Origin of the sequence: Pseudomonas monteilii NBRC 103158 = DSM 14164 (assembly GCF_000730605.1) — a bacterium.
Taxonomy (GTDB): Bacteria; Pseudomonadota; Gammaproteobacteria; order Pseudomonadales; family Pseudomonadaceae; genus Aquipseudomonas; species Aquipseudomonas monteilii.
In genome coordinates this window covers 1-21,413 of record NZ_BBIS01000051.1, presented here as the reverse complement: position 1 = coordinate 21,413, position 21,413 = coordinate 1, and the positions used below count along the sequence as shown (strand labels likewise).

Annotated in this window: 23 protein-coding genes and 1 pseudogene; 13 read left to right on the top strand and 11 right to left on the bottom strand. The window is 63.0% G+C overall.

Annotation, left to right across the window (positions count from 1 at the left end; all coding sequences use genetic code 11):
- The first annotated feature begins 11 nt into the window (after positions 1 to 11).
- Positions 12 to 2,459: a ligase-associated DNA damage response DEXH box helicase gene (locus tag PM2_RS23965; RefSeq protein ID WP_028698544.1), complete on the top strand. Its 2,448-nt coding sequence runs from the start codon at positions 12 to 14 to the stop codon at positions 2,457 to 2,459.
- Positions 2,456 to 3,106: a ligase-associated DNA damage response endonuclease PdeM gene (gene pdeM, locus PM2_RS23960; RefSeq protein ID WP_028698545.1), complete on the top strand. Its 651-nt coding sequence runs from the start codon at positions 2,456 to 2,458 to the stop codon at positions 3,104 to 3,106. The genes PM2_RS23965 and pdeM overlap by 4 nt, the downstream gene beginning before the upstream one ends.
- A gap of 6 nt (positions 3,107 to 3,112) precedes the next feature.
- Here the strand turns inward: pdeM and PM2_RS23955 are convergent, their stop codons facing one another.
- Both PM2_RS23955 and dcd read right to left on the bottom strand, forming a co-directional pair.
- On the bottom strand, positions 3,113 to 3,340 hold the full coding sequence (locus tag PM2_RS23955; protein WP_016713758.1) for a hypothetical protein: 228 nt from the start codon (positions 3,338 to 3,340) through the stop codon (positions 3,113 to 3,115).
- A gap of 94 nt (positions 3,341 to 3,434) precedes the next feature.
- A complete protein-coding gene (gene dcd, locus PM2_RS23950; RefSeq protein WP_003258001.1) occupies positions 3,435 to 4,001 on the bottom strand; it encodes a dCTP deaminase in 567 nt (188 codons plus the stop codon).
- Between the two features lie 328 nt (positions 4,002 to 4,329).
- Between dcd and PM2_RS23945 the strand changes: the two genes are divergently transcribed.
- Positions 4,330 to 4,539, top strand: coding sequence for a cold-shock protein (locus tag PM2_RS23945; RefSeq protein ID WP_003254922.1), 210 nt, complete (start codon positions 4,330 to 4,332; stop codon positions 4,537 to 4,539).
- A gap of 121 nt (positions 4,540 to 4,660) precedes the next feature.
- Here the strand turns inward: PM2_RS23945 and apbC are convergent, their stop codons facing one another.
- Positions 4,661 to 5,755 carry an iron-sulfur cluster carrier protein ApbC gene (gene apbC, locus PM2_RS23940; RefSeq protein WP_016713757.1) on the bottom strand — a complete coding sequence of 365 codons (1,095 nt, stop codon included), beginning with the start codon at positions 5,753 to 5,755 and terminating at the stop codon, positions 4,661 to 4,663.
- Between the two features lie 159 nt (positions 5,756 to 5,914).
- On the opposite strand from apbC, the gene metG reads away from it, so the two are divergent.
- The 7 genes from metG (at position 5,915) to PM2_RS31240 (ending at position 11,603) form a co-directional block, all read left to right on the top strand.
- Positions 5,915 to 7,954: a methionine--tRNA ligase gene (gene metG / locus PM2_RS23935; protein WP_028698546.1), complete on the top strand. Its 2,040-nt coding sequence runs from the start codon at positions 5,915 to 5,917 to the stop codon at positions 7,952 to 7,954.
- An 89-nt stretch (positions 7,955 to 8,043) separates the two neighbouring features.
- Entirely contained in the window at positions 8,044 to 8,592 is a 549-nt protein-coding gene (locus PM2_RS23930) for an Rnf-Nqr domain containing protein (RefSeq protein WP_028698547.1), read from the top strand.
- A complete protein-coding gene (locus PM2_RS23925) occupies positions 8,589 to 9,563 on the top strand; it encodes an RnfABCDGE type electron transport complex subunit D (protein WP_033739854.1) in 975 nt (324 codons plus the stop codon). Before PM2_RS23930 ends, PM2_RS23925 begins: the two co-directional genes overlap by 4 nt.
- A complete protein-coding gene (locus PM2_RS23920) occupies positions 9,560 to 10,162 on the top strand; it encodes an RnfABCDGE type electron transport complex subunit G (protein WP_016713753.1) in 603 nt (200 codons plus the stop codon). Before PM2_RS23925 ends, PM2_RS23920 begins: the two co-directional genes overlap by 4 nt.
- Positions 10,155 to 10,679, top strand: coding sequence for an Rnf-Nqr domain containing protein (locus tag PM2_RS23915; RefSeq protein ID WP_028698549.1), 525 nt, complete (start codon positions 10,155 to 10,157; stop codon positions 10,677 to 10,679). Before PM2_RS23920 ends, PM2_RS23915 begins: the two co-directional genes overlap by 8 nt.
- A gap of 4 nt (positions 10,680 to 10,683) precedes the next feature.
- The gene (gene nth / locus PM2_RS23910) at positions 10,684 to 11,322 is read left to right on the top strand and encodes an endonuclease III (protein WP_009684568.1); all 639 of its coding nucleotides are present in this window, start codon (positions 10,684 to 10,686) and stop codon (positions 11,320 to 11,322) included.
- A gap of 104 nt (positions 11,323 to 11,426) precedes the next feature.
- Positions 11,427 to 11,603, top strand: a complete 177-nt coding sequence (locus PM2_RS31240) for a PA3496 family putative envelope integrity protein (protein ID WP_016713751.1) — start codon at positions 11,427 to 11,429, stop codon at positions 11,601 to 11,603.
- Positions 11,604 to 11,659: 56 nt separating this feature from the next.
- On the opposite strand, the gene PM2_RS23900 is transcribed toward PM2_RS31240, so the two are convergent.
- Entirely contained in the window at positions 11,660 to 12,283 is a 624-nt protein-coding gene (locus PM2_RS23900) for a response regulator transcription factor (RefSeq protein ID WP_016713750.1), read from the bottom strand.
- A 369-nt stretch (positions 12,284 to 12,652) separates the two neighbouring features.
- Between PM2_RS23900 and PM2_RS23895 the strand changes: the two genes are divergently transcribed.
- Positions 12,653 to 13,120 (top strand): hypothetical protein, encoded by a 468-nt coding sequence (locus PM2_RS23895; RefSeq protein WP_028698550.1) that lies wholly within the window; start codon positions 12,653 to 12,655, stop codon positions 13,118 to 13,120.
- A gap of 70 nt (positions 13,121 to 13,190) precedes the next feature.
- On the opposite strand, the gene PM2_RS23890 is transcribed toward PM2_RS23895, so the two are convergent.
- A complete protein-coding gene (locus tag PM2_RS23890; RefSeq protein ID WP_016713748.1) occupies positions 13,191 to 14,408 on the bottom strand; it encodes an argininosuccinate synthase in 1,218 nt (405 codons plus the stop codon).
- Between the two features lie 174 nt (positions 14,409 to 14,582).
- The gene (locus PM2_RS23885) at positions 14,583 to 15,542 is read right to left on the bottom strand and encodes a flagellar protein MotY (protein ID WP_016713747.1); all 960 of its coding nucleotides are present in this window, start codon (positions 15,540 to 15,542) and stop codon (positions 14,583 to 14,585) included.
- A gap of 130 nt (positions 15,543 to 15,672) precedes the next feature.
- Between PM2_RS23885 and pyrC the strand changes: the two genes are divergently transcribed.
- Positions 15,673 to 16,719 carry a dihydroorotase gene (gene pyrC, locus PM2_RS23880; protein WP_016713746.1) on the top strand — a complete coding sequence of 349 codons (1,047 nt, stop codon included), beginning with the start codon at positions 15,673 to 15,675 and terminating at the stop codon, positions 16,717 to 16,719.
- 59 nt (positions 16,720 to 16,778) lie between these two features.
- Complete coding sequence (gene rnt, locus PM2_RS23875; protein ID WP_225917480.1) at positions 16,779 to 17,390, top strand: ribonuclease T; 612 nt, start codon at positions 16,779 to 16,781, stop codon at positions 17,388 to 17,390.
- Between the two features lie 331 nt (positions 17,391 to 17,721).
- On the opposite strand, the gene PM2_RS23870 is transcribed toward rnt, so the two are convergent.
- The 5 genes and pseudogenes from PM2_RS23870 to PM2_RS23850 form a co-directional block, all read right to left on the bottom strand.
- Positions 17,722 to 17,967 carry a DUF2274 domain-containing protein gene (locus tag PM2_RS23870; protein WP_003097776.1) on the bottom strand — a complete coding sequence of 82 codons (246 nt, stop codon included), beginning with the start codon at positions 17,965 to 17,967 and terminating at the stop codon, positions 17,722 to 17,724.
- A complete protein-coding gene (locus tag PM2_RS23865) occupies positions 17,964 to 19,256 on the bottom strand; it encodes a TraB/TrbI/VirB10 family type IV secretion system protein (RefSeq protein ID WP_003097773.1) in 1,293 nt (430 codons plus the stop codon). The genes PM2_RS23870 and PM2_RS23865 overlap by 4 nt, the downstream gene beginning before the upstream one ends.
- Before the next feature lie 2 nt (positions 19,257 to 19,258).
- Positions 19,259 to 20,251 carry a P-type conjugative transfer protein TrbG gene (gene trbG, locus PM2_RS23860; protein ID WP_010791833.1) on the bottom strand — a complete coding sequence of 331 codons (993 nt, stop codon included), beginning with the start codon at positions 20,249 to 20,251 and terminating at the stop codon, positions 19,259 to 19,261.
- Positions 20,248 to 20,952 (bottom strand): conjugal transfer protein TrbF, encoded by a 705-nt coding sequence (gene trbF, locus PM2_RS23855; RefSeq protein WP_003097768.1) that lies wholly within the window; start codon positions 20,950 to 20,952, stop codon positions 20,248 to 20,250. Before trbF ends, trbG begins: the two co-directional genes overlap by 4 nt.
- Positions 20,953 to 20,976: 24 nt before the next feature.
- Positions 20,977 to 21,413 (bottom strand): annotated as a pseudogene (locus PM2_RS23850) (P-type conjugative transfer protein TrbL); the annotation flags it as partial.

Sequence of the window (21,413 nt, the reverse complement as noted above, 5' to 3'; positions counted from 1 at the left end):
CCACTTGCCTCATGCCCGCCACCGACCTTGCCAATGCCTGGTTTGCCAGGCGTGGCTGGAAGCCATTCGCTTTCCAGCGCCGCGTTTGGGCGGCTGTGGCGCGCGGCGAGTCCGGCCTGCTGCACGCCAGTACCGGGGCCGGCAAGACCTACGCCGTGTGGCTCGCCGCGCTTCGTGCGTTCAAGACCCAGCCCCAAGGCAGCCAACCGGTGCCATTGCAGGTGGTGTGGGTGACGCCCATGCGTGCCTTGGCCGCCGACACCGCACGCGCCCTGCAGGTGCCCGTGGATGAACTGGCGCTGCCGTGGAGCGTTGGGGTACGCAGCGGTGACACAGGCAGCGCAGAACGAGCCCGACAAGCTCGGCGCCTGCCAAGTGTGCTGGTCACCACACCCGAGAGCCTGACGCTGCTGCTGACGCGCGCACAGGCCCGCGAAGATTTCGCCACCCTGCGGCTGGTGGTGGTGGATGAATGGCACGAACTGCTGGGTAACAAGCGCGGGGTACAACTGCAGTTGGCCCTGGCCCACCTGCGCCACTGGCATCCAGGCCTGCCGACCTGGGGCCTCTCCGCCACCCTGGGCAACCTGCAACATGCGCTGGACGTTCTGCTGCCGCAAGGCGGCCTGCTGGTACAGGGCCGACAGGACAAGGCGCTGCAAGTCGATACCCTGCTGCCAACAGCGATCGAACGCTTCCCTTGGGCCGGGCACATGGGCCTGAAGATGCTCGACCAGGTCAGCCAGGAAATCGAGGCCAGTGCCAGTTGCCTGGTGTTCACCAACACGCGCGCCCAAGCCGAGCTCTGGTACCAGGCCCTGCTTGAAGCCCGCCCTGACTGGGCCGGACTGATTGCCCTGCACCATGCCTCGCTGGCCCGCGATACCCGCGACTGGGTGGAACGTAGCCTCAAACAGGGCAGCCTGAAAGCGGTGATCTGCACGTCCAGCCTTGACCTTGGCGTGGACTTTCTACCCGTGGAACGGGTGTTGCAAATCGGCTCGGCCAAAGGCATCGCCCGCCTGATGCAACGCGCCGGGCGCTCCGGGCACGCACCGGGGCGGCGCTCGCGGATCACCCTGGTGCCTACCCACAGCCTGGAACTGGTGGAGGCAGCTGCAGCCCGACAGGCACTGATAGCCGGGCACATCGAAGCCCGCTGCTCGCCGCAACTGTGCATGGACGTGCTGGTGCAGCACCTGGTCAGCATGGCCTTGGGCAGTGGTTTTCGCCCCAAGCAGCTACTGGCCGAAGTGCGCAGCACCTGGGCCTTCCGCGCGTTGCGCGACAGCCAGTGGCAGTGGGCGCTGGACTTCGTCTGCCACGGTGGCAGTTCACTTTCCGCCTACCCGGATTACCAGCGCGTCGAGCCCCGGCCCGACGGCGTTTACCGGGTTGCCAGTGAACGCCTGGCACGGCGCCACCGCATGAGCATCGGCACCATCGTCAGCGACGCCAACCTGCAACTGAAATACTGGAGCAAGGGCGGCGGGGGCAAGACGCTGGGCAGTGTCGAAGAAGCGTTCATCGCCCGCCTGCGTCCCGGCGACACGCTAGTGTTTGCCGGGCGGGTGCTGGAACTGGTACGCGTGGAAAACATGACCGCCTATGTGCGCCGCAGCACCGCGCGCAAGGCTGCGGTGGCACGCTGGAACGGTGGGCGCATGCCGCTATCGAGCGAACTGGCCGACGCGCTGGTCGAGCAACTCGATTCTGCGGCCCATGGCCGCTTTGACGGCCCGGAGATGCGAACCGTGCGCCCGCTGCTGGCGTTGCAGGCACAGTGGTCGGCGTTGCCAACCACCGGCACGCTGCTGGCCGAGACCTTCAAGTCCCGCCAGGGCTGGCACGTGTTCTTGTACCCCTTTGCCGGGCGCCTGGCCAACCTGGGCCTGGCCAACCTGATTGCCTGGCGGGTCAGCCGCGTACAACCGCTGTCGGTATCGATTGCCGTCAACGACTACGGGTTCGAACTGCTCAGCCCTGCGCCGGTGGACTGGATAACGCACCTGCCAAAGGCGCTGGGTACCGAGCACTTGCTGGAAGATGTGCTGGCCAGCCTGAATGCAGGGGAAATGGCACTGCGGCGTTTTCGCGAAATTGCCCAGATTGCCGGGCTGGTGTTTGGCGGCTACCCGGCGGCACAGAAGAGCACTCGACAGATCCAGGCATCCAGCGGGCTGTTCTATGAAGTGTTTCGCAAGCATGACGCCGGTAACCTGCTACTCGGCCAGGCACGGGACGAAGTGCTGGGCGAGGAGCTGGAGATCGAGCGGCTGCGTCGGCAATTGCTGAAAATGGCCAGCCTGAAGCTGGACCTGCAGGTATTGAAGCGACCGGGGCCGCTGGCGTTCGCTTTACTGGTAGAGGGCATGCGCGAGACGCTGAGCACCGAGAAGCTTGCAGACCGGATTGCGCGAATGGTTGCAGAACTGGAACAAGCGGCAGGTAAGGCATGAATGACCAGCCCATCGAACACGCAGGCCAGGTGCTCTGGCTGCTTGCCGACAAGGCCATCTATTGGCCCAGGCGCCGAGCATTGCTGGTGGCCGACGTACACATCGGCAAGGCTGCCAGCTATCGTGCCCTGCACCAACCTGTACCGCGTGGTACCACAGACGCGACGCTCGCCCGGCTGGATGCCTTGCTGGCAGTCCATGACTGCGACCAGTTGATCGTTCTCGGGGATTTCCTCCATGCACGTACTGCCCGGGCGCCTGCAACGCTGGCCAGGCTGCATGCGTGGCGGCAGCGCCACGCGCACCTGAATATTGTGCTGATACGCGGCAATCATGATCGCAACGCCGGCGATCCACCTGCATCGCTTCGCATTGAAGTCAAGGATGAGCCTTGGATACTGGAACCTTTCGCGCTACAACACGAACCAACGCCTCACCCGGCTTACCCAGTGCTGGCCGGCCATGTGCACCCGGTTTTTGTGCTGCGCGGCACGGCTCGCCAGCGCCTGCGACTGCCATGCTTCCTGATCGACGCTCACGTCAGCCTGCTGCCGGCTTTCGGAGAGTTCACCGGTGGCTGGAAGATCGCACCATCCGGCACCAGCCGGGTATACCTGGCTGGCGCAGGGCGCGTCTGGCCGCTGTAACGGCGTTCAGGCGACAGGTGCTGGCGGCGGCTCATCCGGTAAGGTCGGCTCGCCCGGCTCCATGGGTGGCCTCTCGCCAGGCTCTGGTGGCTGCGGGGTATCGGGGTCAGGCTGATGGGGCACGCCCCCCGCCTGCATGGGCAGCGGGTGCGCCAGCAATGACCAGGGCAACAACCCCACGTGGTTGGGCTGCAGGCCTGCCAGCTTGGCACTGATTGCGGGATGGAGTTTCATTGGCTGCTCCTGACGAAAGCCGATGCACATCATACGCACCGGCATTACATCGTTGGAGTGCCAAAGACGCGGGTAATTCCCCGCGCTTGTCGGCTCAGGTGCGCGGCAGGGTGACGCCGCGCTGGCCCTGGTATTTGCCGCCCCGGTCCTTGTAGGACACTTCGCACTCTTCGTCAGACTGCAAGAACAGCATCTGCGCCACGCCTTCGTTGGCGTAGATCTTCGCCGGCAGCGTGGTGGTGTTGGAGAACTCCAGCGTCACGTGGCCTTCCCACTCGGGCTCCAGCGGGGTGACGTTGACGATGATGCCGCAACGTGCGTAGGTGCTCTTGCCCAGGCAAATGGTCAGCACGTCACGCGGAATGCGGAAGTATTCGACGGTGCGGGCCAGGGCGAAAGAGTTTGGCGGGATGATACACACGTCGCTCTTGATGTCGACGAAGCTGCCGGCATCGAAGTTTTTCGGGTCGACGGTAGCCGAGTTGATGTTGGTGAACACCTTGAATTCGTCGGCGCAGCGTACGTCGTAGCCATAGCTGGAGACGCCAAAGGAGATCACCCGGCTGTCTTGTTCGCCGCGCACCTGGCGCTCGACGAACGGTTCGATCATGCCGTGTTCCTGCGCCATGCGGCGAATCCACTTGTCCGATTTGATGCTCATGGCGGGGGTGTCCTGAAGAGTTGCGTGGTGAAAATCGTGACGCGCATCTTACCGGTCCCGGCGCCCAGGTTAAAGTTCTATGCCTCATCCCGCGCCGGGCGGGGGCTTCAGCCGCCGTCGATCCGAATTTGCGTAAAGCGCCTTCTGACCATTGGCAGGTTGCGGAAAGTGGGGTAAGGTGGCGCCACTGTGCTGCACGTGACACCGAGAATCTCTAGTTTGATGCACGATCCTGATCGGCCCATCGCTGAATTTTCTGCTCTCTTTGCGCTCAGTCCCGGGCAGGGTTTTTCCTGACCGTTATCAAATTGTCCAAGGAGACAGAAAAATGTCCAACCGTCAATCCGGTGTTGTTAAGTGGTTCAACGATGAGAAAGGCTACGGCTTCATCACCCCTCAGTCGGGCGACGACCTGTTCGTGCACTTCAAAGCCATCCAAGCTGACGGCTTCAAAACCCTGAAAGAAGGCCAGGCTGTTACTTTCGTCGCTACCCGCGGCCAGAAAGGCATGCAGGCTGAAGAAGTTCAGATCGCCTAAGTCGATCTAGCTTCCTGGCTTTCAAAAAAACCCGCCTTCTGGCGGGTTTTTTTATGCCTCCCTGAAAGACCGAGTCGCCTGTTCGCGGGCAAGCCCGCGATGCAGGTGATTTGGTCTGCGGTCAGTCTTCGCTGATGGTAATGCTCGGCATCGCCGGCGCCGCCGCCTCTTGCAGCACAATCCGCGCGCCTACCTGGCGGGCCAGTTCCTGATAGACCATGGCAATCTGGCTTTCCGGCTCGGCTATCGCCGTCGGCTTGCCGCTGTCGGCCTGTTCGCGGATCAACATCGACAATGGCAACGACGCCAGCAGGTCAACGCCATACTGGCTGGCCAGCTTCTCACCACCGCCTTCACCGAACAGATGTTCGGCATGGCCGCAATTCGAACAGATATGTACGGCCATGTTCTCAACCACACCCAGCACAGGGATGTTGACCTTGCGGAACATCTCCACACCCTTCTTGGCATCCAGCAACGCCAGGTCCTGCGGCGTGGTGACGATCACCGAGCCCGCCACCGGCACTTTCTGCGCCAAGGTCAGCTGAATGTCGCCAGTACCCGGCGGCATGTCGATCACCAGGTAGTCCAGGTCATCCCAGGCGGTCTGGGTGACCAGTTGCAGCAGCGCACCGGAAACCATCGGGCCTCGCCAGACCATCGGTGTGTTGTCGTCGGTGAGGAAGGCCATGGACATGACCTCCACGCCATGGGCCTTGATCGGCACGAACCACTTTTGCTCGCGAATCTGCGGACGGGTGCCTTCGGCAATACCGAACATCACGCCTTGGCTAGGGCCGTAGATATCGGCATCGAGAATACCCACCCGCGCGCCTTCGCGGGCCAGCGCGAGTGCCAGGTTGGCCGCAGTGGTCGACTTGCCCACACCGCCCTTGCCCGAGGCCACGGCGATGATGTTCTTAACGTTGGCCATGGCCGGCACCTGGGCCTGGGCCTTGTGAGCGGCGACCACGCAGTCGATCGATACCTGGGCGCTGCTGACACCCTCAAGGTTGCCGATGGCCGTCTGCAACACCTGGGCCCAACCGTTCTTGAACAAACCGGCGGCATAGCCCAGCTGCAATTGCACGCTGACCTGCCCGCCCTGGATGTCGATGGCGCGCACGCAACCGGCGCTGACCGGATCCTGGTTCAGGTAGGGGTCGGTGTACTGGCGAAGCACGCCTTCGACGGCGGCACGGGTGACGGCACTCATGGAGACTCCCATTGGCAAACTGAATGTAAAACAGGCGCCTATCCTAACCCGTCAATCGTCAGTAGATGCGCATGCGGGGTGAAATATCTTCGCCAGCCCTTTATAGTGGCCGATCATCCTTAATTTTTACCCCGTCGCCAGATAAGTAGCCGAGCCACCATGTCCGAGCCACGTCAGATTCTCGTCACCAGCGCCCTGCCCTATGCCAATGGATCCATCCATCTAGGCCATATGCTCGAGTACATCCAGACAGACATGTGGGTCCGCTTCCAGAAAATGCGTGGCAACCAGTGCATCTATGTCTGCGCCGACGACGCCCACGGCTCGGCCATCATGCTGCGCGCCGAAAAGGAAGGCATCACCCCGGAGCAACTGATCGCCAACGTTCAGGCCGAGCACAGCAGCGACTTCGCCGACTTCCTGGTGGATTTCGACAACTTCCACTCTACCCACAGCGAAGAGAACCGCGAGCTGTCGGGCCTGATCTACACGCGCCTGCGTGAAGCCGGGCACATCGCCACCCGTTCGGTGACCCAGTACTTCGACCCGGAAAAGGGCATGTTCCTGGCCGACCGGTTCATCAAGGGCACCTGCCCCAAGTGCGCGGCGGAAGACCAGTACGGCGACAACTGCGAAAAATGCGGTGCCACCTACGCGCCTACCGAGCTGAAGAACCCCAAGTCGGCGATCTCCGGCGCTACCCCGGTGCTGCGTGACTCCCAGCACTTCTTCTTCAAGCTGCCAGACTTCCAGGCCATGCTGCAGCAGTGGACCCGCAGCGGCACCCTGCAGGACGCGGTAGCCAACAAACTGGCCGAATGGCTGGACTCCGGCTTGCAGGAGTGGGACATCTCCCGCGATGCGCCGTACTTCGGTTTCGAAATCCCGGGTGAACCGGGTAAATACTTCTACGTGTGGCTGGACGCGCCAATCGGCTACATGGCCAGCTTCAAAAACCTCTGCGCACGCCGCCCGGAACTGGACTTCGATGCGTTCTGGAACGAAGGCTCCAAGGCCGAGCTGTACCACTTCATCGGCAAGGACATCGTCAACTTCCACGCCCTGTTCTGGCCAGCCATGCTCGAAGGTGCCGGCTTCCGCAAGCCGACTGCCGTCAACGTGCATGGCTACCTGACCGTCAACGGCGCGAAGATGTCCAAATCGCGCGGCACCTTCATCAAGGCCCGCACCTACCTCGATCACCTGCAGCCGGAATACCTGCGTTACTACTACGCAGCCAAGCTGGGGCGTGGCGTCGACGACCTGGACCTGAACCTGGAAGACTTCGTGCAGAAGGTCAACTCCGACCTGGTGGGCAAGGTCGTGAACATTGCCAGCCGCTGCGCCGGCTTCATCCACAAAGGCAACGAAGGCGTGATGGTAAGCGGTGATGCCGCGCCTGAGCTGACCGAAGCCTTCCTGGCTGCCGCTCCGTCCATCGCTGAAGCCTATGAAGGCCGTGACTTTGGCCGCGCCATGCGTGAAATCATGGCACTGGCCGACCGCGCCAACGCCTGGATCGCCGACAAAGCACCGTGGTCGCTGGCCAAGCAGGAAGGCAAACAGGATGAAGTGCAGGCCATTTGCGCCCAGGGCATCAACCTGTTCCGCCAGCTGGTGATCTTCCTCAAGCCGGTACTGCCGGTGCTGGCAGCAGACGCCGAGGCTTTCCTCAACGTTGCCCCGCTGGCCTGGAACGACCACCTGTCGCGCCTGGAAAACCATAAACTGAACCCGTTCAAGGCCCTGATGAGCCGCATCGAACCGGCCAAGGTCGAAGCCATGGTCGCCGCCAGCAAGGAAGACCTGCTGGCAGCCGAAGCCAAGGCCCCGGCCGGCAACGGCGAGCTGACCAAGGATCCGCTGTCGGCAGAAATCGAGTTCGACACCTTCGCTGCCGTCGACCTGCGCGTGGCGCTGATCGTCAAAGCCGAAGCCGTGCCGGGTGCCGACAAACTGCTGCAACTCACCCTGGACATCGGTGACGAGCGCCGCAACGTGTTCTCCGGCATCAAATCGGCCTACCCCGACCCGTCCAAACTGGAAGGCCGCCTGACCATGATGGTCGCCAACCTCAAGCCCCGGAAAATGCGTTTTGGCGTATCCGAGGGCATGGTCATGGCAGCTGGCCCTGGCGGTGAAGAAATCTACCTGCTGAGCCCGGACAGCGGCGCCAAGCCAGGCCAGCGTATCAAGTAACACCCCCTGCCCCGGCCCTCGTGCCGGGGCAGTTTCTTCTGCGCCTTGATTACCGGACAATCACCCGCATTCCCGGCTATCGTCATCTCATGAGCGATTACCTTCTGGTCCTGATCGGCGCCGCGCTGGTCAATCACCTGTGCCTGTTGCAGCAGCCAATCCCCCGGCTGAACCTGCATGTGCATGGCCTGACCTGCGCTGTGTGCATTGCCTTGGGCACGATCGGCGCACAATTGCTGATGCGGGGGGTACTTGCCCCGCTGCACATCCCCGACCTTGCCCTGTTCCTGTTATTGCCCTGGCTGGCACTGCTCGCCTGGGGCTTGCCTTGGCTGCTGGCCAAGTGGCGCCCGGGCTGGCCCGTAGTCGGGTTGCCAGCGCTGCTGTCGAGCAATGCCACAGTGCTGGGGCTCGCCCTGCAGCAGGCAGGCGATGACAGCACCTGGCCCTCGACGCTGCTGCAAGGTTTACTGGCGGGCGGCGGCTTCTGGCTGGCACTGGTGTTGTTCGCCGATTTGCGCCCGCGCAGTGCCCATGCCGATATCTCCGGCGCACTGCGCGGCCTGCCACTCGAGTTGATCGGCGCCGGGGTGATGGCCATGGCATTTTCCGGCTTTAACGGCATGTTCGGACAATGATCAGCCAGCCCGATCCGCGACTGCGCACCAGTATGGGCCTGGTCCTGCTGGCCTGTTTGCCCGGACTGCTGGCGTTGTTGTGGTTGCATGGCTGGGGCATGCTGCTGAACCTGTTGCTAAGTGCCACCGCCGCATTGCTGTGCGAAGCTGTGCTGCTGGCGTTGCGCGGCCAAACGCTGAGCACAGCGCTAGGCGACGGCAGCGCACTGGTAACCGCCGTGCTGCTGGCGGCCGCCCTGCCCACCCTGGCCCCGTGGTGGTTGCCGGTGGTCGCGGCAAGCGTTGCCATCGGTTTCGGTAAACAGGCTTTTGGCGGCGTCGGACGCAACCCGTTCAACCCGGCCATGGTCGGTTATGCCTTCGTGCTGCTGAGCTTCCCGTTGCAGATGAACCATTGGCCGGGGCAACCCCCAGGCCTGCTCGAGAGTTTGCAGCAGGTATTCACCGGAGGCGAACAGATCGACGCCTGGGCCCGGCCGACGTTGCTCGACGGCCTGCGCCACAACCGCAGCCTGACCATCGAGGAGCTGTTTGCCAGCCATCCAGGCTTCGGTAACATCGGCGGGCGCGGCAGCGAATGGGTCAACCTGGCATTCCTGCTCGGCGGCCTGTTCCTATTGCAGCGCAACGTGATCAGCTGGCATGCACCACTGGGCCTGCTGACAGGGCTGTTCGTTTTCAGCCTGCTGAGCTGGAACGGCTCTGGGTCGGACTCCAACGGCTCGCCCTTGCTGCACCTGTTCTCCGGCTCGACCATGCTGGCAGCCTTTTTCATCGCCACCGAGCCGGTGTCGGGGCCCAGGAACGAACGGGCCAGGCTGTACTTCGGCCTGGGTGCCGGCCTACTCATCTACCTGATTCGCACCTGGGGCAGCTACCCGGATGGCACCGCGTTCGCCGTCCTGCTGATGAACCTCATGGTACCCACGCTTGAACGCCTTACGGCACAGCCCCAACAGGCCGCCCGATGAAACGCCTGACGCATGATGTGAGCTTGCTGGTGCTGATTGGGGTATTGGCAGTGTCTGCCACGCTGGCATGGCGGCACTTGACCGGCCCAGCCATCACCGGTGCCGAGAAGCAACTGCAAAGCCGTCAACGGCTGGCCGTGCTGCCCGAGGGAAGTTATGACAACCAACCGTTGGACAGCCCGCTCGCGAAGCCCGAGGCGCAGCGGCCCAACAGCCGCATCCTCGCGGCTTACCGTGCCACGATGGCGGGCAAACCAAGCGCGATCGTCCTGGTCACTCAAACTCAAGGTTATGCCGGGCCAATCGTACTGAGCGTGGCCATCGCCACGGACGGCCGCCTGATCGGCAGCCAGGTCATGGAGCAACAGGAAAGCCCCGGTCTGGGCGCACGCCTGGGCGACCCGCAGTTGCACTGGCTGGGGCAATTCGACAACCGCCATCAGGGCGACCATTGGGCGCTGAAGCGAGACCAGGGTGACTTTGACCAACTGGCCGGCGCGACCGTGACCTCACGGGCGGTGATCACCGCGCTGCAAGAGGCGCTGAGCTATTTCGATGAGCAGCGCAGCGTACTGCTGGAGGGTGCAGCACATGAATAGGTTCTGCCTACTGGCCGTAAGCCTGACACCCCTGCTGGGCGCTACCCGAACACTGCATGAGGGCATCGCCATTGGCCTGTGCGCAGTAGTGATGGGCAGCCTGCATCAGCTTTTGCTGACGCCGCTGCGCCAGCGCCTGGCCAGCTGGGCCTATGTGCTAGCCAGCTTGCTGATGCTGGCAGCCTTGGCCAGTTGCCTGCAAATGGCCCTGCGCGCAGGGTCGCTGCCTTTGGCACTTGCCCTGGGCCATTATCCCGCCCTGCTTTGCCTGCAGTGCCTGGTCAGCGATCACCTGCTGCCCGAACAAGGCCGCTGGCGCATGCTCGCCAGGTATTTCAGTGCGGTATTTGCCCTCTGCCTGGTGCTCGGCGCCAGCCGCCAATGGCTGGCCAACGTTGCCGAACTGCACGTGGCCAGCCTGGCCCCGGGCGCCCTGCTACTGCTCGGACTGCTGCTGGCCTTGTACAATCGCTTGCGTCCGGGCCCTGCCCACCCACGTCGTCAAGGAAAGCTCTGAATTCATGAATGCCGCCAAACGCCTGGAGATTTTTCGCAGGCTGCACGAAGACAATCCAGACCCGAAGACAGAACTGGCCTACACCACCCCGTTCGAGCTGCTGGTCGCCGTGACACTGTCCGCGCAATCCACCGACGTCGGCGTCAACAAGGCCACTGCCCGCCTGTTCCCCGTCGCCAATACGCCCGAGGCCATCTATGCCTTGGGCGTTGAAGGCCTTAGCGAGTACATCAAGACCATCGGGCTATACAACAGCAAGGCCAAGAATGTCATAGAGGCCTGCCGGCTGCTGATCGAACGTCACGGCAGCCAAGTGCCACAAACCCGCGAAGCCTTGGAGGCGCTGCCCGGCGTGGGCCGCAAGACCGCCAACGTGGTGCTCAACACAGCGTTCCGCCAGCCGACCATGGCGGTGGACACCCACATTTTCCGGGTGAGCAACCGCACGGGTATTGCGCCTGGCAAAACGGTGCTGGAAGTGGAAAAGAAACTGGTCAAGTTCGTGCCAAAAGATTACCTGCTCGATGCCCACCACTGGCTGATCCTGCACGGGCGCTACGTGTGCCAGGCGCGCAAGCCAAGGTGCGGCAGTTGCAGGATCGAAGATTTGTGCGAGTACAAGCACAAAACCTCCGACGATTGAGGCGATAGCTGGAAACCCCTCACCACGATTGAAAAAATCTTTTTTACCGGCGCCTGCTTTCTGGTTATAAGGACGGCCAATGGCACCTTGGCTTGGAGCGACTCATGAGTACCGATAAAGACGACCTGTCGATCGAAGATGATTTTGTTGCCGCAGACGATGACGCGGAGCCCCAGGTGGAACCCGCAAAGACCAACCTGAGCAAACGCCGCACCATCGATAACATGCTGGAAGAACGGCGCCTGCAAAAGCAGTTGGCCGATTTCGACTACGACCTGTAAAGCCGGACCTGTAGCCTTAGCGAAGCCTCCAGACTGGAGGCTTCAAGGCTTGGCGGTCAGTTCAGTCCTTGCCGCTGCGCCAACTCGATCAGGTCAACCAGCGACCGTGCATTGAGCTTGAGCAGCAGCCGCGACTTGTAGGTACTGACCGTCTTGTTGCTGAGGTACATGCTGTCGGCAATCTCCTTGTTCGAACGCCCTCGCGCCAGTTGTTGCAGCACCGTCATTTCACGCGCGGAGAGGCGGTTGACCATGTCCACCTCGGTTCCCGCCCCCCTGCCACGTGACGCGTGCAAGGCCTGGTTAGGGAAGTAGCTGTAACCCGACAACACCGCCTTGATGGCGCTTAACAACTCGGTAAGTTCCTGCTGCTTGCACACGTAACCCGCAGCGCCCGCCTGCATGCAACGCATCGAGAAGTTGCCAGGGGCCTGCGATGTCAGCACCAGTACCTTGCTAGCCGGGCTGAACGTCGTCATGCGGGCGATCACCTCCAGGCCATCCAGTTTCGGGATCCCGATATCCAGCACCACGATATCCGGCAGGTGTTGCCGAGTAAGCTGCAGCGCAGCCACTCCATTATCGGTCTCCGCCACGACGTCATACCCATGCCGCTCCATCAGCATGCGTACGGCCAGGCGTATGACCGGATGATCATCCACGATAAGCACTTTATTCATGCGATATCCATTCATTCATTGTTTTGCTTTGGCACGCCACGATAACCGACAGGACGCTTGATGGCGCGGCGATTTACTGACGAAACTCATGGACAGACAAAACTTACAACACTTACAGAAATTTCCTACACTTCACGACCAAGGTTGTAACAAACGCGTTCCTTAGCACCCAAACAACGGTATCACCCGCCTGCAAAAACGCACCAGTTGAAAACTGAACATCTGCTGGCGAAACGTCCAACTCAAACACGCTGAAAAAACAAAGCCGAGTGGCTTTATGTCGATTATTCCTCACCTGGAAAACAATCCAGTCTTTAGTTGAGTACCGCAGTAAGGTAATGATGGGCAAAACCGCTGGAGATGGCCCATATGACCCAAGCACAACCTGTTGCCCCGCTGACGATCATTGCCATCTTCGCGGGGATTATCGAAGCCTCCGCCCTTGCCACACTGCCCTTTCTCAGCGAGTCCAGCCAAAAGCTCTACACTTGGTTCCTGGTAGGCTTTCCGTTCTTTCTGACGGCACTGTTTTTTCTCACGCTCAACTTCAATTACAAGTCGTTCTACAGCCCGCCACCAAACAAGATGGCACACGACAAAACGCCAACTGTGAACAGTGTCATCAGTGATGCCCCTGAGGCGGCGCAAGGCGAGCCTGTCACGTTCATGTTTTCCGGCCCCGACGCTTATCGCATGATGGAACAACAACTCTTGCATGCACTTGCCCAACCGCCCGTACCGCCCCGAATATGGCGCTTTTGCAACCTGGACAAACGTCAATGTGCGCAGCTGTCGATCAGTGCACTCGAGGGTGATTTTGTGAGCCAACACAGTTGAATGCCCTGACTTTTCTACACGCAAAAAAAACCCCGGCTTAAGCCGGGGTTTTCATTGCACAAGCGCGCAATCAGAGCATCGAACGGCCCTTGTTGGCGGCAATGCGCATGCGCAGTGCGTTCAACTTGATGAAGCCTGCAGCATCGGCCTGGTTGTAGGCGCCGCCATCTTCCTCGAAGGTCGCGATGTTGGCATCGAACAGCGAATCGTCCGACTTGCGGCCAACCACGGTAACGTTGCCCTTGTACAGCTTCAGGCGCACGACACCGTTCACGTTGACCTGGGAAGCGTCGATCATCTGCTGCAGCATCAGACGCTCCGGGCTCCACCAGTAGCCGGTGTAGATCAGGCTGGCGTACTTCGGCATCAGCTCATCTTTCAGGTGAGCGACTTCGCGGTCCAGGGTGATCGACTCGATGGCACGGTGCGCCTTGAGCATGATGGTGCCGCCAGGGGTCTCGTAGCAGCCACGCGACTTCATGCCGACGTAACGGTTTTCCACGATGTCGAGGCGGCCGATGCCGTTGGCACCACCGATACGGTTCAGGTCGGCCAGGACGGTGGCCGGGGTTTTCTCGACGCCATCAATGGCAACGATGTCGCCGTTGCGGTAGGTCAGCTCGATGTAGGTCGCCTGGTCCGGGGCGTTCTCAGGCGAGACGCTCCAGCGCCACATGTCTTCTTCGTGCTCGGTCCAGGTATCTTCCAGGACACCGCCTTCGTAGGAGATGTGCAGCAGGTTGGCGTCCATCGAGTACGGCGACTTCTTCTTGCCGTGGCGCTCGATCGGGATGCCGTGCTTTTCGGCGTAGTCCATCAGCTTCTCGCGGGACAGCAAGTCCCACTCACGCCACGGGGCGATGACCTTTACGCCAGGCTTGAGGGCATAGGCCCCCAGCTCGAAACGAACCTGGTCGTTACCTTTGCCGGTGGCGCCGTGGGAAATGGCGTCAGCACCGGTTTCGTTGGCGATTTCGATCAGGCGCTTGGCGATCAGCGGACGGGCGATGGAAGTACCCAGCAGGTACTCGCCTTCGTAGACGGTGTTGGCGCGGAACATCGGGAACACGAAATCACGCACGAACTCTTCGCGCAGGTCGTCGATGTAGATCTCTTTAACGCCCATTGCCTGAGCCTTGGCACGGGCCGGCTCGACCTCTTCGCCCTGACCCAGGTCAGCGGTGAAGGTCACCACTTCGCAGTTGTAGGTATCCTGCAGCCACTTGAGAATCACCGAAGTATCAAGGCCGCCGGAATACGCCAGTACGACCTTTTTTACGTCCGCCATGCCATCACTCCACGGGGTTGTACGGAAAGGGATCGATTCTAACGGCCTTGCAGATAAAATTACAGTGGGGCGACAGCTTCTGACGACAAAGCGACAGGAACTTTCGATGGCGCGACGAGGCTTACGCCTTGGTATATTCAGCGCCTGTGGTGAGCACCCATGGCCAATACGGTCTCAGGGCGCCTTCGCCCCCGGCGCGGCAGCAGCCGGGCTGGCTGGAGCTGGAGCTGGGGTAACAGACGCCGCTGGCTCAACCGGTTTCTCCACTGGCTTCTCAACCACCGCAACCCGATCCAGTTCGATATTCACTCGCCGGTTGCGCGCCCGGTTGGCAGGGCTGTTGTTTTTCGCCACCGGGTACTGCTCACCATGGAAACGCAGGATGATCTGCTCTTCCTTCAAGCCATGGGCCTTGAAGTAATCAGCCACCGACAATGCCCGACGGCGCGACAGGTCGCGGTTGGTCAAGCGGTTGCCGCTATTGTCCGAATGGCCGTCGAGCTCGATCTGGTTAACCGTCGGGTCGGCTTTCATGTAGTCAAGGATCAGGTCCAGACGCGCCTTGGCGGCTTCATCCAGTTCAATGCCGCCCCCCGGGAAGCCCACCTGGGTCTGACGCACCTGGTCGTAGTTCATCGCAAGCAGCTTGCCCGCGCAGGCCTGATAGTCGCTGTAAGCCTTGGCAAAGCTGACCGGCAACACCCGCACCTCCATCGGCCTGCCCGCCTCACCGGCATAGTTGCGCACCACCGTGCTGCGCCCGTCGAGCAGGCCATTGATCAGGCGGCTGGCCTGGCCTTGGGACGAGTTGAACAACACTCCGGTACGGGCCATGCGCACACTGCCCAGGTTGATGTCGCCGCGCCCGGGTTGCCATGGGGCCGCCGCCGCCAGCAGGCTGGCGGTGCCTGCACCCAGTAGGTTGCTGTCCGAGCGCAACTGGAACACCGGCTGCTCACCCGCCCGGCGGACGAACTCCCCGCTGCCGAAACCTTCGATCGGCTGGATCAGACGGCACTCGAACTGGTCACCCTCGACCTTCCAGGCAATGTTCTCCATGCGCGTCTGGAAAGTCAGTGCACCGGCCGGCAGGCTGGCGAACAGGGTCAACAGGGCTAGGTAACGCTGGCGCACGGGCGGCTCCACAAATTCTGACGGCTTACCTGCAGGCTATCGGACGCTGGCCGGAAAACTTGATAGCCGTGCTCGACCCAGGGTTTTCCGGTAGCATTAGGGCTTGAGTTCGACCCGCCTGGAATCCCCAATGTCCGATCGCCTGACCCTCCTGCGCCCCGACGACTGGCACATCCATCTGCGCGATGGTGCCGTCCTGCCCCACACCGTTGGCGACGTGGCGCGTACTTTCGCCCGTGCCATCATCATGCCAAACCTGGTTCCTCCGGTGCGCAATGCCGCCGAGGCTGGCGCCTACCGTGAGCGCATCCTTGCCGCGCGCCCGGCCGGTAGCCGCTTCGAGCCGCTGATGGTGCTGTACCTCACCGACCGTACCAGCCCCGAGGACGTCCGCGCGGCCAAGGCCAGCGGCATCGTGTACGCCGCCAAACTGTACCCGGCCGGCGCCACCACCAACTCCGACTCGGGCGTGACCAGCATCGACAACATCTTCCCGGCCATCGAAGCACTGGCGGAAGTTGGCATGCCCCTGCTGGTGCATGGCGAAGTGACCCGTAGCGAAATCGATGTGTTCGACCGCGAGAAGCGCTTCATCGACGAGCACATGCGCCGTCTGGTCGAGCGCTTCCCTACGTTGAAAGTGGTGTTCGAACACATCACCACCGGCGATGCCGCGCAGTTCGTCACCGAGGCCCCGGCCAACGTTGGCGCGACCATCACCGCTCAGCACCTGCTGTACAACCGCAACCACATGTTGGTTGGCGGCATTCGCCCGCACTTCTACTGCCTGCCGATTCTCAAGCGCAACACCCACCAGGTGGCGCTGCTGGATGCGGCCACCAGCGGCAACCCGAAGTTCTTCCTTGGCACAGATTCGGCACCTCACGCCCGTCACGCCAAGGAAGCCGCCTGCGGTTGCGCCGGTTGCTACACTGCCTATGCGGCCATCGAGATGTACGCCGAAGCGTTCGAACAACGTAACGCACTGGACAAGCTTGAAGGCTTTGCCAGCCTGCACGGCCCGGCTTTCTATGGCCTGCCGGCAAACACCGACACCATCACCCTGGTCCGCGAAGAGTGGACCGCCCCGGACAGCCTGCCGTTTGGCGAGCAGACGGTAATCCCGCTGCGCGCTGGCGAAAAACTGCGCTGGCGCCTGCTGGAGGACAACGCGTGAGCGAAGACCTCTACGAAGACGACCTCGACTCCCAGGGCAGCAGCGGCTCTCGCCACCCGATGGCCGAGCGCTTCCGTGGCTACCTGCCGGTCGTGGTGGATGTGGAAACCGGTGGTTTCAACAGCGCCACCGATGCCCTGCTGGAAATTGCCGCCGTCACCATCGGCATGGACGAGAAAGGCTTCCTGTTCCCCGAGCACACCTACTTCCACCGGGTCGAGCCGTTCGAGGGTGCCAATATCGAAGCTGCGGCGTTGGAGTTCACCGGTATCAAGCTGGACCACCCGCTGCGCATGGCCGTCAGCGAGGAAAGCGCGCTGACCGACATCTTCCGTGGCGTGCGCAAGGCGCTCAAGGCCAATGGCTGCAAGCGGGCGATCCTGGTCGGCCATAACAGCAGCTTCGACCTGGGCTTCCTCAATGCAGCGGTAGCGCGCAACGACCTGAAGCGCAACCCGTTCCACCCGTTCTCCAGCTTTGACACCGCCACCTTGGCGGGCCTGGCGTATGGCCAGACCGTGCTCGCGCGCGCCTGCCAAAGTGCGGACATCGACTTCGACGGGCGTGAAGCGCACTCGGCGCGATACGACACCGAGAAGACGGCAGAGCTGTTCTGCGGCATCGTCAACCGCTGGAAAGAAATGGGCGGCTGGCGCGACTTCAACGATTGAGTTGATGCTGGGGGCGCTTCGCGCCCCAGAAGCCAGGCACAAAAAAGTGCCGGTGTCAAGTCTTGCGTGCAAAGCACGTAAGGCTTGAAACCATATATGGGACAGTAGGTTAGCTCTTTTCGCGGCCGCTTTGCAGAACCACGGCTTCGTCGGCTAGGAGCCACATAAGAGCGTCGGGGGAGAAAGCCGCATCGCACTGTGTCGTGCTGGATTGCCGAGGAACGGCGGGCCTGTCGCGTCATCATAGCCCAAGAGACATAGCGGCATCCAGAATGAAGAACGCGCAGCCTGGGGCTGCGCGTTCGATGGATGCCGTTGGTATGCGACGCCATCATGTCGGCTTCGATGGCGCGCTCCGGGTCGCCGTGTCCTTCCTGAATCCCCGATCCCCCGCCATGAACGCCTCCAGCATGTGCGGGATCAGCGTCATGGCATCAACCGCCTCGCCGTAGGTCTGCGCGTGCAGCGCGGCGTAGCGGTCGAGGTCGGCTTTCAAGCTGGCTGGGCAGGCAAAGGTCAGTTTGACGCTTTCGGTCTTGGGCAGCGGCCCGAGCCGCAGCTTCTTGGTCGTGCTCATTGCGAAGCTCCCCGATTGAAGAACAGCGGCTGGTACGGCCGCAGCACCAGATCCCGGTTGACGATGATTCGCACGGGCAGGCCCGGCCGCTCGGTCAGCGTCGGCTGGATATTCATGTTGCGCCGGGTGATTTCCTGGCCGACCTGATTGATGCTGTCCTGTGCGCCATCGCGCCCGGCGATGACGATGCGGTTGCCATCCTGGCGGTTCTCCGGCGCGGCCAGCTCGGCACCTACGCCCAGCAACGTCGTCAGCACCGCGCCGGCAACGATGCGATTCCAATGCCAGTCCACGTCGTCTTCCAGGCCGGAGTAGCCGGCCGGATCGGTGCCGACAAGGTTGTCCAGCGTCAGCGAGGATGTGTCGGGCAGAATGACGCGATTCCACACCACCTGCACGCGGCTTTGTCCGTAGCTGACCTGGCTGTTGTATTTGCCAAGGATGCGCGAGCCCTGCGGGATCAGCAGAAACTTGCCCGTGGCCGTGTCATAGACCGGCTCCGTCACCGTGGCGATCACGTCGCCCGGCAAATCCGACTGGATGCCCGTCACCAGCGCACCCGCGATCACCGTTCCGGCCATCACCTGATAGGGCGATGCGGGCAGCGCCAGATGGCCGGAATTGCGGGTTTCCGTAGAACCGGCTTTCAGGAATGCCTCTTTCTGGTCTTGCCGGTTCTGCACGGCGGTCGGGTCGGCGGGCTGGGCCGCTGTCGAGGCAGGCCCGGCAGCGAGAGGATCGAAGGCCGCGAGTGTGTTTGCAACACCAGGCGCACCCGGCGCAGCTTGCGCGACCGTGGCGGCGGCCTGGCCCTGACCCTGGCCGCCCGAGCGGAAGAACACCGACGAGGCCGCCGCCGCGTCCGCCTCCTTGCGCAAGGCATCTTCGGGATCATGGCCTGGCGGCGAATAGCCCGGCGTCACCGGCTGCTGCGAAGCGACGATGGCCGGACCAAGGTCGCCGGGCAACGGCGGCCCCAGTTCGGGCACATCGGGCGGCAAGGCTGGCGGCAGCTTCGAGTAGTCCGTCGGCAGCGCATCCAGCCCTTCGGACTTCGAGACGCGATCGACGTTGTAAAGCTCGGTCTGCTCGTTGGCTCCGCGCCGCTGCGGTTGCAGCGACCAGATGGTGGCCCCAAGCACGGCGACCGACAGGCCGCCGGCGAGGATGGCCAGCGTGCGCCGATTCAGGCGCGTGACCGGGCGTGGCTGGGCGCGCAGCGCCACCGCCTCCGGCGCAACCTTGCCCGCCTGCGGCGTGGCGAGGTCGGGGGTGTCGTCCTGGCTCATGGTCAGTTCCTCCGCGCAACGCCGTCCGTGCGTTCAATTCGCACCACGTCGCTCTTGTCTCCGCCCAGGCGGAGTTCGGCGGCGCCGAACAGCCGATCCACGATGTAGTACGGCGAGCGGAAGCGATAGTTGACCAGTTGCCCGTCGCCTTCCGGCCCGATCACGAACAGCGGCGGCAGCTCGCCTTGCGCGATGCCGGCGGGGAACTGGATATAGACCTTCTGCCCGTCGTCGAACGCGCGCAGCGGCTTCCACGGCGGGTTGCTACCGCTGACCGCGTAGCGGAAGCGCAGGTTTTCCAGCGACAAGCCGGAGTCCACCGGCGCGGCGGCGCTGGCCGCCTGCGCTTGGCGCTGCAAAGCCAGCATCCGGTCGCGCGGGTACTCCCAGGACACCGACGCCATCCACGTCTTTTCCGTAGAAGCCAGCTCCAGAAGGTACGTCCTGCGGCTGGTGGTGATGACGAGATTGGTCTTTAGGGCCGAACGGATTGGCTTGACCAGCACGTTCACGCGCAGGTCGGCGCCGCTACCGCTGGACGTATCACCCACGATCCAGCGCACGGTATCGCCGGCGGCCACCGTCACCAGTTCCTCGCCCGGCTGGAGCGCGATCACGGTCACGCGGCCCACGGCCGCATAGACCTGATACAGCGCACCGTCAGTGAAGGGCCAGACCTGAATCGCATTGACGTAGCCCTCGCGCGTGGGCGCGACGCGCGCCTCCGTATTGGCCCGCGAGACGCGCACCTTCTCGTCGGCCGGTTCCGGCGCGGCCTTGGCGTCCTCTGCCTCGGGCAATGGCTTCAACTGCGCCGGCAGCGCCAGCGGCTCGGGCACCTTGACCACTTCCACCGGCGCGGGCGGCTCCGGCAGCGGCTGGGCCTGCACTGGCTCATCGAGCGAGATGGTCGGCGGCGGTTTGCCCTGCGTGGCGCAGCCCGCGAGGGAAAGCAGGATCAACGGCAACGCGTATTTGCGGAAAAGATCATTCATGGCTTGGCTCCTTCGGAAGAATCCAGTTCACGGCTCCACGACAGGCCGTTGACGTAGATGCCCAGGGGGTTCTTGCGCAGGCGTTCTTCGGTGCGTGGCGGCTGGAGCACGATGGACACCACGGCCGTCCACCGCTCCAAGCCCGCCGCGGCACCGTTGACGTATCGGCGTTCCGTCCAGCGCACGTTGAAAGACGTGTCGCTGGCGCGCACGACGCTGGTGATCTGCACCGTCACCGACTCCTTGCCGATGCGCGCGAACGGGTCGTTGACCCGTGCGTAGTCGTTGAGCACGGCCGCGCCCTTGTCGGTCGTGTAGTCGTAGGCGTCGAGCCAGTTCTGGCGGACGACGATGGGGTCGATGGACAGCGAGCGCACCAGCGTCACGAAACGCGCGATGTGATGCGCCGTCTGCGCATCGTTGGGCCGGTACGGCGTGGCGGCTTCGCCGACCGCGCGTACCTGGCCCGCGTTGTCCACTTCCACGACGTAGGGCGTCACGATGGACTGCGCCGAGCGCCACACCAAGCCGCCGGCCATCAGCAGCGCGAGCGTCAGGCAGCCGAAGGCCATCAGGCGCCAGTTCTTCGCCTGCACGCGCGGCGAGCCGATACGGTCGTCCCACACCTGGCCGGCAGCTTGGTACGGCGTGGCAGGCTGCGGCGTGCCGGCATAGCGCACCTGCGGTTTTCTGAATCGCATGGTCAGTTCTCCTTGTGAATCGCTTTAGTCGTCGGAGCCGCGCAGGCTCGGGCCTTGCCCCGAGCCGCCACCGTCGCCGCCGCGCAGCGTGTGCGCGGCGGTGGTCGCGGCGTGGGTGAGTTGCTGGCGGCGATGCAGCCGCTTGGCCCAGGCGGGTTGTTCCGGCTTCTGTGCAGCGGCGCCGCCTGCGGGGGCTTCTCCTGCGGAGGCTTGACCGGTTGACGCGCCAGCGTCGGCCGTCGAGCCATTCCAGCCAGCACGGAACGGAGCGGCCATCCGCTGCCCGGCAGCGGAAGCACGGGATGCTGCGGCGCGTCCGGCGGACTGCGCGCCGGTCTTGGCGACGTTGCCTAGGCCCGCCATCGCGCCCTTTGCGCCGCCGCCAGCGGCGGCGGAACCGGCCTGGAACGCCGACTTCGCACTGCTGGCCGCCGACGTGGCGGCGCGCGCACCGCTACCGG

What these genes read in the sequence shown, in the direction of transcription:
- PM2_RS23965 (WP_028698544.1), top strand. Translation starts at nt 12, where the DNA reads ATGCCCGCCACCGACCTTGCCAATGCCTGGTTTGCCAGGCGTGGCTGG.
- pdeM (WP_028698545.1), top strand. Translation starts at nt 2,456, where the DNA reads ATGAATGACCAGCCCATCGAACACGCAGGCCAGGTGCTCTGGCTGCTT.
- PM2_RS23955 (WP_016713758.1), bottom strand. Translation starts at nt 3,340, where the DNA reads ATGAAACTCCATCCCGCAATCAGTGCCAAGCTGGCAGGCCTGCAGCCC.
- dcd (WP_003258001.1), bottom strand. Translation starts at nt 4,001, where the DNA reads ATGAGCATCAAATCGGACAAGTGGATTCGCCGCATGGCGCAGGAACAC.
- PM2_RS23945 (WP_003254922.1), top strand. Translation starts at nt 4,330, where the DNA reads ATGTCCAACCGTCAATCCGGTGTTGTTAAGTGGTTCAACGATGAGAAA.
- apbC (WP_016713757.1), bottom strand. Translation starts at nt 5,755, where the DNA reads ATGAGTGCCGTCACCCGTGCCGCCGTCGAAGGCGTGCTTCGCCAGTAC.
- metG (WP_028698546.1), top strand. Translation starts at nt 5,915, where the DNA reads ATGTCCGAGCCACGTCAGATTCTCGTCACCAGCGCCCTGCCCTATGCC.
- PM2_RS23930 (WP_028698547.1), top strand. Translation starts at nt 8,044, where the DNA reads ATGAGCGATTACCTTCTGGTCCTGATCGGCGCCGCGCTGGTCAATCAC.
- PM2_RS23925 (WP_033739854.1), top strand. Translation starts at nt 8,589, where the DNA reads ATGATCAGCCAGCCCGATCCGCGACTGCGCACCAGTATGGGCCTGGTC.
- PM2_RS23920 (WP_016713753.1), top strand. Translation starts at nt 9,560, where the DNA reads ATGAAACGCCTGACGCATGATGTGAGCTTGCTGGTGCTGATTGGGGTA.
- PM2_RS23915 (WP_028698549.1), top strand. Translation starts at nt 10,155, where the DNA reads ATGAATAGGTTCTGCCTACTGGCCGTAAGCCTGACACCCCTGCTGGGC.
- nth (WP_009684568.1), top strand. Translation starts at nt 10,684, where the DNA reads ATGAATGCCGCCAAACGCCTGGAGATTTTTCGCAGGCTGCACGAAGAC.
- PM2_RS31240 (WP_016713751.1), top strand. Translation starts at nt 11,427, where the DNA reads ATGAGTACCGATAAAGACGACCTGTCGATCGAAGATGATTTTGTTGCC.
- PM2_RS23900 (WP_016713750.1), bottom strand. Translation starts at nt 12,283, where the DNA reads ATGAATAAAGTGCTTATCGTGGATGATCATCCGGTCATACGCCTGGCC.
- PM2_RS23895 (WP_028698550.1), top strand. Translation starts at nt 12,653, where the DNA reads ATGACCCAAGCACAACCTGTTGCCCCGCTGACGATCATTGCCATCTTC.
- PM2_RS23890 (WP_016713748.1), bottom strand. Translation starts at nt 14,408, where the DNA reads ATGGCGGACGTAAAAAAGGTCGTACTGGCGTATTCCGGCGGCCTTGAT.
- pyrC (WP_016713746.1), top strand. Translation starts at nt 15,673, where the DNA reads ATGTCCGATCGCCTGACCCTCCTGCGCCCCGACGACTGGCACATCCAT.
- rnt (WP_225917480.1), top strand. Translation starts at nt 16,779, where the DNA reads ATGGCCGAGCGCTTCCGTGGCTACCTGCCGGTCGTGGTGGATGTGGAA.
- PM2_RS23870 (WP_003097776.1), bottom strand. Translation starts at nt 17,967, where the DNA reads ATGAGCACGACCAAGAAGCTGCGGCTCGGGCCGCTGCCCAAGACCGAA.
- PM2_RS23865 (WP_003097773.1), bottom strand. Translation starts at nt 19,256, where the DNA reads ATGAGCCAGGACGACACCCCCGACCTCGCCACGCCGCAGGCGGGCAAG.
- trbG (WP_010791833.1), bottom strand. Translation starts at nt 20,251, where the DNA reads ATGAATGATCTTTTCCGCAAATACGCGTTGCCGTTGATCCTGCTTTCC.
- trbF (WP_003097768.1), bottom strand. Translation starts at nt 20,952, where the DNA reads ATGCGATTCAGAAAACCGCAGGTGCGCTATGCCGGCACGCCGCAGCCT.